This is a genomic window from Pseudonocardia sp. N23 (genome assembly GCF_002583555.1).
In the GTDB taxonomy this organism is placed as follows: Bacteria; Actinomycetota; Actinomycetes; order Mycobacteriales; family Pseudonocardiaceae; genus Pseudonocardia.
Map to the genome: position 1 here is coordinate 1 of NZ_BEGX01000019.1, position 12,136 is coordinate 12,136.

The 12,136-nt window shown below is 74.1% G+C and carries 10 protein-coding genes; 5 read left to right on the forward strand and 5 right to left on the reverse strand.

Annotated elements, in window-relative coordinates; all coding sequences use genetic code 11:
- The first annotated feature begins 122 nt into the window (after positions 1 to 122).
- The 4 genes from TOK_RS31515 to TOK_RS06855 all read left to right on the forward strand — a co-directional run bounded on the left by TOK_RS31515 (position 123) and on the right by TOK_RS06855 (position 4,189).
- Positions 123 to 638 carry a hypothetical protein gene (locus tag TOK_RS31515; RefSeq protein ID WP_141566289.1) on the forward strand — a complete coding sequence of 172 codons (516 nt, stop codon included), beginning with the start codon at positions 123 to 125 and terminating at the stop codon, positions 636 to 638.
- Between the two features lie 9 nt (positions 639 to 647).
- The gene (locus TOK_RS06845) at positions 648 to 2,048 is read left to right on the forward strand and encodes a carboxylesterase/lipase family protein (protein ID WP_098956960.1); all 1,401 of its coding nucleotides are present in this window, start codon (positions 648 to 650) and stop codon (positions 2,046 to 2,048) included.
- A gap of 172 nt (positions 2,049 to 2,220) precedes the next feature.
- Positions 2,221 to 3,150, forward strand: coding sequence for a DUF389 domain-containing protein (locus TOK_RS06850; RefSeq protein ID WP_098956961.1), 930 nt, complete (start codon positions 2,221 to 2,223; stop codon positions 3,148 to 3,150).
- A gap of 49 nt (positions 3,151 to 3,199) precedes the next feature.
- Positions 3,200 to 4,189 (forward strand): cation diffusion facilitator family transporter, encoded by a 990-nt coding sequence (locus TOK_RS06855; protein WP_216361878.1) that lies wholly within the window; start codon positions 3,200 to 3,202, stop codon positions 4,187 to 4,189.
- A 3-nt stretch (positions 4,190 to 4,192) separates the two neighbouring features.
- On the opposite strand, the gene rph is transcribed toward TOK_RS06855, so the two are convergent.
- Complete coding sequence (rph, locus tag TOK_RS06860) at positions 4,193 to 6,799, reverse strand: rifamycin-inactivating phosphotransferase (protein WP_098957006.1); 2,607 nt, start codon at positions 6,797 to 6,799, stop codon at positions 4,193 to 4,195.
- Between the two features lie 158 nt (positions 6,800 to 6,957).
- On the opposite strand from rph, the gene TOK_RS06865 reads away from it, so the two are divergent.
- Positions 6,958 to 8,331, forward strand: a complete 1,374-nt coding sequence (locus TOK_RS06865; RefSeq protein ID WP_098956963.1) for a phenylacetate--CoA ligase family protein — start codon at positions 6,958 to 6,960, stop codon at positions 8,329 to 8,331.
- Between the two features lie 13 nt (positions 8,332 to 8,344).
- Here TOK_RS06865 and TOK_RS06870 read toward each other — a convergent pair whose 3' ends face one another.
- The 4 genes from TOK_RS06870 to TOK_RS06885 all read right to left on the reverse strand — a co-directional run bounded on the left by TOK_RS06870 (position 8,345) and on the right by TOK_RS06885 (position 12,110).
- Complete coding sequence (locus TOK_RS06870) at positions 8,345 to 9,655, reverse strand: carboxylesterase/lipase family protein (RefSeq protein WP_253258226.1); 1,311 nt, start codon at positions 9,653 to 9,655, stop codon at positions 8,345 to 8,347.
- A 73-nt stretch (positions 9,656 to 9,728) separates the two neighbouring features.
- On the reverse strand, positions 9,729 to 10,301 hold the full coding sequence (locus TOK_RS06875; RefSeq protein ID WP_098956964.1) for a QsdR family transcriptional regulator: 573 nt from the start codon (positions 10,299 to 10,301) through the stop codon (positions 9,729 to 9,731).
- Positions 10,302 to 10,536: 235 nt separating this feature from the next.
- Positions 10,537 to 11,496 carry an endonuclease/exonuclease/phosphatase family protein gene (locus TOK_RS06880; protein WP_253258227.1) on the reverse strand — a complete coding sequence of 320 codons (960 nt, stop codon included), beginning with the start codon at positions 11,494 to 11,496 and terminating at the stop codon, positions 10,537 to 10,539.
- Positions 11,493 to 12,110, reverse strand: coding sequence for a D-alanyl-D-alanine carboxypeptidase family protein (locus TOK_RS06885; RefSeq protein WP_253258228.1), 618 nt, complete (start codon positions 12,108 to 12,110; stop codon positions 11,493 to 11,495). The genes TOK_RS06880 and TOK_RS06885 overlap by 4 nt, the downstream gene beginning before the upstream one ends.
- Positions 12,111 to 12,136 lie beyond the last annotated feature (26 nt).

Sequence of the window (12,136 nt, forward strand, 5' to 3'; positions counted from 1 at the left end):
CGCAGGTGTGATGGCCGGGCCGCTGGTGCGCTCCTCCTACCGCGCCGGACGGCTCTACGCCCAGACGATCGCAGCACGTGGTGAGGAGCTGACCCCGACGCTGGTGCACCTCGCCGCCGAGGGTGCCGCGGCCCAGGAGGCCCGCTCCCTGCTCACCCCGACGGGAGTCGCCCGATGAGCGCCGCGCTCACCTGCAAGCTCGTGCCCATCCCGTCATCGCGCTGCGCGACCGGCTGGCTGCGCCCGGGTACGTCGCCCGGCTGGAGGCGGCACTCGTCGACGTCTGCCGCCGCTCCGGCGTCGTCGGCGCCCACCGCATCACCGGCCGCTGCGGCGTCCGGGTGCCCGGCCGTGCCGGACAGCCCGCCGCCGAGATCGCCGCGATCGGCGTGCGGATGACCGGCTCCGTCACCCAGCACGGGTTCGCCCTCGACTGCGATCCCGACCTCGCCGCCTTCGACTCGATCGTGCAGTGCGGACTGCAGGACGCCGCGGTCACCTCGCTCTCCGTCGCCACGGGCCGGCGCATCGGCCCCGACGACGTCCGCGAGCTCGTGGCGCACGCCGTCGTCTACGCCTCGACCGGGACTGCCCCGACGCGTAGAAAAGCGTCGTGCCGCGGGCGCCGGTACGCCTAGCCTCGCCGCGTGACCGAGACGCGGACGTCGGCCGGGCGGGTTCGGGGTACCGACGAGGCGGGCGTCGCGGTGTTCCGCGGCATCCCGTTCGCGGCGCCGCCCGTCGGCGACCTGCGCTTCGCGGCGCCCGCGCCGCCCCGGCCGTGGGACGGCGTCCGGGAGGCGACGACGTTCGGTCCCCCGCCGCCGCAGCCCGCGGGCACGGGCGGTCGTGCCTTCGTCGCCGGTGACACCGACTGGCTCACGCTCAACGTCTGGGCACCCGACCCGGGCCCCGGCGCGGGTCTGCCGGTGATGGTCTGGATCCACGGCGGCGCGTACACGATCGGTGCCGCCGACCTCCCGGAGTACGACGGTGCCCGGCTCGCCCGCGACGGCGTCGTGCTCGTCACCGCCAACCATCGCGTGGGCGTCGAGGGGTTCGCGCACGTCGAGGGTGCGCCGGACAACCGCGGTCTGCTCGACCAGGTCGCGGTCCTGAAGTGGGTACAGGAGAACATCGGTGCCTTCGGCGGGGATCCCGCGCGCGTCACCGTGTTCGGGCAGTCGGCGGGCGGCGGATCGGTCGCCGCGCTGCTGACGATGCCGCGGGCGGCCGGGCTGTTCGGCCGGGCCGTCGCGCAGAGCGTGCAGGGGACGACGTTCACCCCCGAGCTGGCCCGCGACATCGGCTCGGCCTTCGCCGCCGAGATCGGGCTGCGCGCGACGACGGCCGACCTCGCCGACGTCGACCCCGAACTCCTGGTCGCGGCGTCCGACGAGGTCATCGCGAAGGCGGGCGCGCACGTGGACCGCTGGGGACCGGCGGCGTACCGGTCCATCCTGTTCTCCCCGGTCGTCGACGGCGACGTCCTGCCCGCGTCGCCGTGGCAGGTGCGTCACGACGTCGACCTCCTGGTCGGGCACACCCGCGACGAGAACAGGCTGTTCGTCGTGTTCGGCGAGGTCGACCCGGCGGACGTCGCCGCGGCGGAGGAGCGGTACGCGCCGGGGCCCTACGAGGAAGGGGACCCGGACCGGCTGTACGACCTGGTGCTGTCGGACTGGATGTTCCGGATGCCGTCGCTGCACCTGGCCGAGCGGGCGGCGCGGGCGCACGTCTACGAGCTGACCTGGGGCGGCACCCTCGGCGCCTGCCACGGTCTCGACGTGCCGCTCGTCTTCGGCAACCTGACCCGCGGGCGGCCGGCGTCGCTGATCGGGGACGTCGCCACCGCCGGGCAGGTGTCGGCGGCGATGCGCGCGGCCTGGGTCGCATTCGCCACCCACGGCGACCCCGGTTGGCCGGTGTTCGACGACGACGGGCTCGTGCAGCTCTTCGACACCGAGCCGGCGGTCGTGCCGTACCCGGAGACGGAGTCGCGGCGGGTCTGGCGCGACCATGTCTTCGCGCCGTTGCCCCTGCGGTGACGACGCGTGCGTCACGGGTGCGGACCGCGGGGCGGGTCCGTGATCGTCACGAGTCGCCACCCGGACCCGCCGCCCACCTGGTGAGGTGACTCCCGGCGCGTCCCCGGGACGGTCGCGGGTCCGGTCACGACAATGACCTCCGTCCGCGCGAGGCGGGCGGAGGGCGGTCGGCATGCTCCACCTACGGGTGATCTCGCCTCCGGCACGCACCGGCGACGTGCGCAGGCTGCTGCTCGACGAGCCCGGCGCCACCCATGTGACCCTGCACGCGGGGGTCGCGCTGCAGCCTCCCGGTGACCTCGTCGAGGCCGACGTGACCCGCGAGGCCGTCGACGCGTTGCTGGGTCGGCTCGCCGACCTCGGCATCGAGGCCGCCGGCGGGATCACGCTCGAGACGGTCGACACGACGCTCTCGGACGCGGCCGACGCCGCCGAGGAGGCGGTGCCGGGCGACCCGTCCGACGCGATCGTCTGGGACGAGCTCGTCGAACGCACCGGCGAGGAGTCGCGGCTGTCGGTGAGCTTCCAGGCCTTCCTCACGATCGCGTGCCTGCTCGCCGCGATCGGCGCGGTCACGAACTCGCCGGTGACCGTGGTGGGCGCGATGGTGCTGGGGCCGGAGTTCGGCCCGTTGGCGGCGGTCGCGGTCGGCGTGGTGCTGCGCCGCCGGGACCTGGTCCGCCGGGGCGGGCTCGCGCTGGCCGCCGGCTTCCCGCTGGCGATGGGCGTCACCGCGCTCGCGGCCGTCGTGTTCGACGCCGCCGGCCTGTTCCCGACGACCCTCGACCACCTCGACCAGACCGACTTCGTCTACCAGGTCGGGCCGTTCTCGCTGATCGTCGCCCTGCTGGCGGGGGCAGCGGGGATGGTCGCCCTGAACTCGGCGAAGGCCGCCGCGCTGGTCGGCGTGTTCATCTCGGTGACGACGGTGCCCGCGGCGGGATTCTTCGCGGTCGCGCTGGTCGAGGGCCAGTACGCCCGCGCCGGGCAGTCCGCGCTGCAGCTGCTGGTCAACCTGGTCGGTATCGTCGCCGCCGCCGTCGTGGTCCTGATGATCTACCGGTGGAACACCGCGCGGGCGGCTCGGCGGGGTGGGCCCTGACGCCGGCGCCTCGCTTGCACTTATGCGCATGTCGCAATAGGTTGTGGTCGTGAGCGATCGTCACGACACCGGCCACGGGCACGGGCACGGGCACGGGTTGTCCGCCGACGCCGACCGGCGCTGGCTGACCATCGCACTCGTCCTGATCTCGGTGTTCATGGTCGCCGAGTTCGTCGTCGGCCTCATCGCCGGCTCGCTGGCCCTGCTGTCCGACTCGGCGCACATGCTCACCGACGCCGTGTCGATCGTGCTCGCCCTCGTCGCGATCCGGCTCGCCGCCAGGCCCGCAGCGGGCGGCTACACCTACGGGCTGCGTCGCGCCGAGATCCTCTCCGCCCAGGCCAACGGCATCACGCTGCTGCTGCTGGCCGTGTGGTTCGTCTACGAGGGGATCACCCGGCTCATCGATCCCCCGCCGGTCGAGGGCGGGCTCGTCCTCGTCACCGCGCTGGTCGGGATCGTCGTCAACGTGGCGGCGACGTGGTGCATCAGCCGGGCCAACCGTTCGAGCCTCAACGTCGAGGGCGCCTTCCAGCACATCCTCAACGACCTCTTCGCGTTCGTCGCGACGGCGATCGCGGGCCTCGTCCTCGTGACCACCGGCTTCACCCGGGCCGACGCGATCGCCGCGCTGGTCGTCGCCGCCCTGATGGTCAAGGCCGGGTGGGCGCTGGTGCGCGAGTCGGGCCTCATCTTCCTCGAGGCGGCCCCCCGCGGGACCGACCCCGAGGCCCTCGGCGCCGAGCTCGTCTCGGTGCCGGGTGTCGCCGAGGTGCACGACCTGCACCTGTGGGAGATCACCTCCGGTGAGGCGGCGCTGTCGGCGCACGTCATGGTCCGCCCGGAGGACGACTGCCACCAGGTACAGAAGGCCGTCGAGGACATCCTCCGCACCCACGGGCTGCGGCACACGACGCTGCAGGTCGACCACTCGGAACCCGGGGTCGACGACCACTGCGAGGAGTCGCACGGCGTCGCGCACCGGTCGCCTGCCCTCGACGACCCGGCCCCACGCCGGGCGTCCGGGCCGTGCCGCTGAGTACTACGGACCCTCCAGCATCTCGACGTGGCCACTGGTCCCGTTCACCCGGATCCGCTGTCCGTCCTTGACGAGCCGGGTGGCGTCCTGCACCCCCACGACGGCGGGCAGCCCGTACTCGCGGGCGACCACCGCGCCGTGGGTCATCAGACCGCCGACCTCGGTCACCAGGCCGGCGATCGTCACGAACAGCGGCGACCAGCTGGGGTCGGTGTAGGCGGTGACCAGGATGTCGCCTGGCTCGACGTCGGCGTCGGCCATCGTGAGCACGACGCGGGCGCGGCCCTCGACGGTCCCGGCGGACACGGCGAGCCCGGGCAGCGCACCCGCGGGCAGGTCCTCGCGCCGGTACGCCCCGGCGACGGTCTCGCCGTCGGACGTGAGCACCCGCGGCGGGGTGAGCGTCCGGAAGAAGGCCTGGTCCTCGCGGCGCCTGCGGATCAGCTCGCGGTCGGCCCGGCCCGTGCGCACGACCTCGTGGAGCTCCTGGAACCGGAGGTGGACGGCATCCTCACGGTCGTCCAGGACGCCGTCGAGCACCAGGCGGTCGGCCTCGGCGAGCAGTGCGTTCTTGTACAGGAAATAGCGGCTCACCATGCCGTACTTGGGATACTCGCGATATCCGATGAATGTCCGGAGCCGGTCGATCATCGCTTTCGTCTCGACGGTCTTCTGCTCCCCGCCGGGCAGTTCCCGGATTCGCGCGAGCAGCTCCTGCTCCTTCGCCGCGGCGTCCCGCCTGCCCTCGTCGAAACGCCGCCGGCTCTCGCCGGGTGCGAAGGTGTCGACGTTGCCGAGGATCACGGGGACGAGCGCGGCGGGCTGTTCGCTCCACCGTGGCCGGCTGATGTCGATCTCGCCGACGCAGCGCATGCCGTACTCGTCGAGGTAGCCGCGGATCGCGTCGCGGACCTCCTCGCCGCCCGCGACCTCGGACAGCCGGTCCAGGACGTCGTCGCCACCGGCCCGCAGGTGCGCGACCGCCGCCGGGTGCGCGCGGACCACGTCGGCGACGTCGAGCAGCGCGAGCCCCATCTCCGAGGTGATGTTGTGCGGGACGGACCGGGTGAGGGTGTCGGCGGCGTTCTCCTCACCGAGCCAGGTGCGCATCCGGTCGTTGATCCACTGCGCGGCATCCATCGCGGTCATGAACACCTGGTGGCTGCGGCGGTCGAACAGCAGCCTGCGCAGCTCCTGGAAGTCCTCCAGGACGAAGTCGAACAGATCGGCACCGTGGTGCTCGCCGATGTCGCGGGCGACCGCGGCCAGGGATTCCCGGCTCCCCGCGATCAGGTCCTCGACCAGCGCCGGGTCGGCGTCGATCGGGTCGAACGCGCCGGCGAGCGGGGCGGCCGATCCACCCGGCGACGGGGCGGCCAGGAAGTCGTCGCGGTCGAGGACGGTCCGCAGCGCGTCCCCGAGCAGCGGGTCCGACGTCGTCATCGTGTCGAGGAGGACGGTACGGCCCGCCTGCGACGCCACATGGCCGGTGACGTCGACGAACAGCCGCCCACCCGCCTCGGCCATGGGCCGCGGCGTGGTCAGCTGCCACACCGACAGCCCCAGCGGCGTCATCGCGTCGGTCATCATCTGCTGGTGCCCGACCGACACGTAGACGTGGTTGCCGCCGTCCTCGTTCGGCGGCACGGGGTACAGCGTCGTGATCGGCCTGCTCTGGACGATCCGGACCTCCCCACCGGCCAGGCACCACTCGATGTCCTGCGGGCGGCCGAAGTGCACCTCGATGCGACGGCCCAGCTGCGCGAGTGCCACCACCTGCCCGTCGGTGAGCGTCGCCGCGTCCTGCAGCTCGGGCCCGACCTGCTCCGCCTCCGTCCCGCCCCCCGGTGACGCGACGACGGCGACCTTCTTCGTGGCGATGGCGCTGTCGACGACCTCGCCGGCACGCACCGTCCAGGCGTCGGCGTCGACCAGGCCGGACACCAGCGCCTCGCCGAGACCCGGGACGGCCTCCACCCGCACGACCGTCCGGTCGGACGTGACGGGGTCGGCCGTGAACAGGACGCCCGACACCTGCGGGAACACCATCGCCTGCACGACGACCGCCATCGCGACCCGGCGGTGGTCGACGTCGTTGCGCAGCCGGTAGGTCACCGCCCGCTCGGTGAACAGCGACGCCCAGCACGACCGGATGTGGTCCAGGACCGCCGCGGGACCGACGACGTTGAGGTAGGAGTCCTGCTGGCCCGCGAACGACGCCGTCGGCAGGTCCTCGGCGGTCGCGCTGGACCGGACGGCGACGGCGGTGCCCTCGCCCAGCCGGGCCAACGGCCGGGTCAGCTCGGCGGCCAGGTCATCGGGGATCGGCAACCTCTCCACGGTCGCGCGGACCTCCGCGCTGAGTCCGGCGACCGGGTCCCGGTCCGCCGGGTCCAGGTGCGACAGCGCGTCGAGCAACCCGTCGAGCGCGGGCGCGTGGGCCAGCACCCGTCGGAACGCGTGCGTGGTCACGCAGTACCCGGGTGGCACGTGGACACCGTCCACCCGCATGAGCTCCCCCAGGTTCGCGGCCTTGCCGCCGACCACCGCGACCCCGCTCCCGTGAATCTCCTCGAAATCCAGCACGAAACGGTCGTGCGACAAATCCATGGTGATGCGTTCCCCCGCCATGACGTCGATTGCGGTCTTTCGAGTCGCAGAGTCTGCGCCACCGACGGGGTCTTGCCGCAAGACCCCCTGTGCGCTATACGTTGAAACAGAGGGAAACGGATCTCGACCGCTGTGCCGTGCCGGGCCAGACTGGGCGGATGACCGACCCGAGGGTGGCCTACGAACGGTTGCGTGGCTCCCACCTGGCAGTGGTCCGAGCCGCGCTGGAGGACCACGTCGCCCGGCTCGACTGGTCGCCCGACCGCATCGAGGCCTACCGGACCCAGCGGCTGCGCGCGCTCCTGGCCTACGCCCGCGAGCGGTCCCCGTTCCACGCCGCCCGGCTGTCCGACCTGGACCCGGCCACCGCGACCGTCGACGACCTGGCCCGGCTGCCACCGATGCTCAAGCGCGACGCGCAGGACCGGTGGGACGAGATCGTCACCACCCCCCGCATCGACCGCGCCGGCGCCGAGGACGTGCTGACCCGTCAGGAGTGGTTCTCCTACTCCCCCGACGGGCTGCAGGTGTTCAGCTCCGGCGGCTCGACGGGCGTGCGCGGCGTGTACGTGTGGGGCTGGGACCAGTTCGTCACGCTGGCCTGCCTGGCGTGGCGCTGGCAGGTCCGCGCCGACCGGCGCGCCGGCCGGTCGGGCCCGTCGACGCTGGTGGTGCTGGAGGCGGGCGGGCCGCCGCACGCCAGCACCCCGCTGTTCGACGTCGCGACCGACCCGTCGATGGCGACGGTCGTCGTCCCCGCGGCCGCACCGTTCGAGGAGGTGCGGGCCGCGGTGGGCGGCGCGCGGCCGACCCATCTGGTCGGGTACGCGTCGGTGATCGGCCGGCTCGCCCGGGAGGTCGTCGCGGGCCGGCTCGACATCGCCCCCGTCCGCGTCAGCACCAACTCCGAACCGCTCACCGACGACGACCGCGACGCCATCGCCGCCGCGTGGGGTGCACCCGTCCACAACCTGTGGGGGTCGACGGAGATCGGCGTCCAGGCCGTCGGCTGCGGCGAGGGCGAGGGCCTGCACATCTGCGCCGACGAGGTGATCCTCGAACGCGTCGACGGCGACGGCCGCCCGGTCGCCCCCGACGAGCCGGCCGAGCGCACGCTGGCGACGGGGCTGGCCGGCCGCGACTTCCCGTTCCTGCGCTACGACCTCGGCGACGAGGTCACGCTGCTGCCCGGCCGGTGCCCGTGCGGCAGTGCGATGCCGCGGGTCGCCGCGATCGCCGGGCGCCGCGACGACGACTTCCACTACCCCGGCGCGGCGGTCCCGGCCTCGGCGTTCCGCTACGTGCTCGGCACCGACCCGGCGATCTCGGAGTACCAGGTGCGACAGACGCCGGGTGGGGCGGACGTGCTGGTCGTCGGCACCCCCGACGTCGCGGCGGTCGCGGCCGCGCTGGTCGGGTCCGTCCGGCCGCACGGGCTGGCCGACCCGGTGATCCGGGTGGACGTCGCCGACCGGATCCCGCGGCACGCGGCGACGGGCAAGCTGCGCCGGTTCGTACCGTTGCCCGGCTGACCAGCGGGTTCTGTCAGCGGACACCCTCCCAGAGCAGCCGTTCCGCTCGGTTGGGGTCGGCGATGCCCTCGGCCTTCTCCGCGATCAGCCCGGTGGTGCGCCGGTCGAGGACGTAGGCGTCCCAGCCCGGGTCGCCGTGGGTGACGAACGCCGTCCACGCCCCGTGCGCCGCCTCCGTCACCGCGGGCGACGGGTCCGGGCCGATCCGTGTGCGCACGCTCTCGTCGTCGGCCGTCCCGAAGACGAACGGGATCTCGGCGCCGTGGCACGCGCCCAGGCCGGCGTTGACGTCGGGACCGGGATGGTCGAAGCGGTAGACCCAGGTCGTCGCGGTGCCGGCGGCCACCCGGGCCTCCGCGTAGCGCAGCGCGGGGATGCCGAAGAACCAGTCGCTGACGACGGCCGCCAGCACGTCGCCCGGGCTCGCCCCGGGCCGCGCCTTCCGGTAGGCGGCCACCCCGCCCGGACCGAGGCCGTAGGCCCCGGCACCGCCGAGCAGGGTCGGCTCGTCGACCAGGCCGATCGTGCCCGCGGCGACGAGGAACAGCCGGGCCTCGTCGCGGTTCCAGCCGGTCAGCAGGTCGACGGGGGCGGACCGGCCGGCCCGGGCGGCCTCCAGCGGGTGCTCGGGCAGCACGGTGCCGTCGACGACCGGCGCGAAGGGCAGCAGGCTCATCGCGATGCTGCCCCATTTCTGCGGGTCGGGCGCCGTCTGCACCTCGACGACGAGGTCCGACGCCGCCTGCACCAGCTGCGGCAGCGGCACCCCGGCGATCGCCTCCCGGGTCGCGGGTACGCCGAGCGCCTCGGCGAGCAGCGTCCCGACCGTGCGGCCGAGCTCCGGGGTGAGAGTGTGCGCCCACGCGCCGGACTGCGTGATCGCCCTGCGGAACAGTCCCCGCGCCGAGGGCATGACCGTCAACGTCGTCACGCTCATGGCACCCGCGGACTCACCGGCCACCGTCACCCGGTCCGGGTCGCCGCCGAACGCGGAGACGTTGTCGCGCACCCACTCCAGCGCCGCGACCTGGTCCTGCAGACCGAGGTTCGCGACGCCGTCGTCGAGGAACAGGAACCCCTCGGCCGCGAGCCGGTAGTTGACGGCGACGACCACGACGCCGTCGCGGGCGAACGCGGAGCCGTCGTACTCCGCGACCGAGTTGGACCCGTTCATGAACGAGCCGCCGTGGATCCAGACCAGCACCGGCAGCCCGCCGGCGCCCGGGTCGGGCGTCCACACGTTGACGTTGAGGCAGTCCTCGCCCTCGATCACGACCTCGGGGAACAACGGCTGGTACTGCGGCGGGTAGTCGCCCTTCGGCAACCTTTGCCACAGATCAGAGAAATGTTGCATCACCGTGCCCCCGCCGGGCGCACCCTGTCAACGGCCCGTTCCGTCAACGGGCCCGGGACGCCCCCCGCAGCAACGCCGTCACCGCGGCCTCCGCCTTGTCCGCGTCCGGCTCCTCGCCGCTGATCAGGTCCGTGTAGATGAACGACTCCGCGATCCGGGTCACCAGGTACGCCAGGTCCGCGGACGGCATCGTCGGCGCCCGGCCGCTGCGCTCGAGCTCCGTCTCGACCAGCTCCCGCACCGCGGCGACGACGTGACCCTGCACCGGACCGGCCTGCGTCGTGATCAGCCGCAGCGCCCGCTCGGTCTCCCGGCGCAGGAACGCCCGGTAGTACGGCGCCTCGATCACGGCCCGGGAGAACTCGCCCATGATCCTCCCGACGCGTTCGGGGCCGCTCCCACCGGTCCGCTCGGCCACCGCGCGCAGCGTCGGATCGGCCAGCGAGACCAGCACGGTGCCGATCAGCTGGTCGCGGTTGCCGACCCAGCGGAACACCGTCGTACGGTCCACACCGAGCTCCGCGGACAGCCGGTTGAGGTCGACGCGCTCGCCCGCCACGAACGCCCGCCGCGCCAGCCGCACCGCTGCCGTGACCCCCTCGGCCGTCCCCGTCATGCCGACATCGTGCCCGCTCGCCGGGTGTCGTCCGCACGTGCCCGCCGCCGGTCCACTTCCTCGGACGGCGCGGAGCCGACGGGCCCGCGCGACGGCCCGTCTCGCCGGTGGCCGCGTCCCGGATCGCGTCCTCGATGCCCATGCGCCGGGCCACCTCTCGGCCGACGCCGCGGACGTCGATGTTCTGGCCCCGCTCGCACGCGAGTGCTACCTGCGGACGCTCTGACGGGGGCGGTCACCAGCCGACCCTCGCAGCCACCGGGCGATGGTCGGAACCGGTGGGCGGCAACACCCACGCGCTACTCGGTGTGAGGCCGCGGACCAGGATCTGGTCGGACCGGACGACGGGGAACGACGCCGGCCAGGTGAACCCGAAACCGGCGCCGGCGGCGGCCTGCACCGGCTGCAGCCGCGCGGTGAGGCTGTCGAACGCGCGGTCGTCCATGGTGCCGTTGAGATCGCCGAGCAGGACGACCCGCTCGGCGGGCTCGGCGGCCAGCACCGCGTCGAGCCCCTGGACACCCGCGTCACGGCTCTCGGTCCAGAAGCCGTTGCGCGGGAACAGCCGCACCGAGCCCAGGTGCGCGACGTACACCGCCAGCGGGCCGCGATCCGTGTCCACCGTGGTGCGCAGCGCGCGGGTCGAGTGGTCGAGCGCGACGTCGACGGGCCGCGCGTCCGACAGCGGCAGCCTGCTCCAGAGCCCGACCGTGCCGATCACCACGTGGTGCGGGTAGGCGTCAGCGAGGATCCTCTCGTAGGTGCCGCGGGCCTGCGGGGTCAGCTCCTGCAGCGCCAGCACGTCGGCACCCGAGGCGGCCAGGTCGCGCGCGGTGCCCGCCGGGTCGGTGTCGGCGGCGCCGACGTTGTGGCTCGCCACCGTGAGGTCGCCGCCCGGCCGGGACTTGTCCACGAGCAGCCCGCCGAACAGGCTCGCCCACGCGACGACCGGCACCAGCACCGCGACCGCCGCCGTGGCGGAGCGCCGCAGCAGCGCACCGGCCAGCAGCAGCGGGACGCCCAGCCCGAGCCAGGGAAGGAACGTCTCCACCAGGCTGCCGACGTTCCCGATCGCGTTCGGGACCGCGCTGTGCGCGGCCATGACCAGCCCCAGCAGCAGCGCCGCGGCGGCGAGCAGCCTTCCCCGCCGCCAGGTCCCCGCGGCCTGCGGCCGCACACGGTCCTCGACGGTCACTGCGCCATCCTCGGGTCCTGGGTGGGGTCGGCGTACATCCGGGGGCAGCCACGGTCGGCGGCGTCGGCGTGCAGCTCGTAGTGCCACGGCTCGTTGCGGTATACGCGGCACAGCCCGTACGTGGCGCCGTTCTCGGCCAACCATGCCGTCGCCTCGGCACCCCCGAGGTCGACGGCGTCGCCCGACACGTGCGGGGACGTCGCCACCGTCGCGACCCAGCGGGCCGCCTCGGCCTGCGACCCGTGCTGCGCGACGGCCTCGCGCAGCAGCTGCTCCTGGTAGGCCGGGGACCGCCAGCCGCTGTTGACGGCGAACCCGATGCCGTCGCCCGCGGCGTCCCGCGCGGCCCGGCGCAGCGCCCCGAGCAGGTCCGGGTCGAGGTTCGACACGGCCGGGACGTCGTCGAACACGGTGACGCCGTCGGGAACGACGCCGTCGGCCGGGCCGGGGAGCGCGCCACGCCACCCGCCGGACTGCTCGGTGGGCCGCTCGACGCGGGGTGGGGACGCAGGGGGCGAGGTCGGCGACAGGAGGAGGAAGGCCGCCGCGACGGCCAGCAGGCCGCCGATGAGCAGGGCGCCCGTGGTCCGGGCCGCTGTCGGGGATCGGGTCACGCTCCGCAGTCCACCGGCCCGGGCGT

What these genes read in the sequence shown, in the direction of transcription:
- rph (WP_098957006.1), bottom strand. Translation starts at nt 6,799, where the DNA reads ATGGATTTGTCGCACGACCGTTTCGTGCTGGATTTCGAGGAGATTCAC.
- TOK_RS06865 (WP_098956963.1), top strand. Translation starts at nt 6,958, where the DNA reads ATGACCGACCCGAGGGTGGCCTACGAACGGTTGCGTGGCTCCCACCTG.
- TOK_RS06850 (WP_098956961.1), top strand. Translation starts at nt 2,221, where the DNA reads ATGCTCCACCTACGGGTGATCTCGCCTCCGGCACGCACCGGCGACGTG.
- TOK_RS06875 (WP_098956964.1), bottom strand. Translation starts at nt 10,301, where the DNA reads ATGACGGGGACGGCCGAGGGGGTCACGGCAGCGGTGCGGCTGGCGCGG.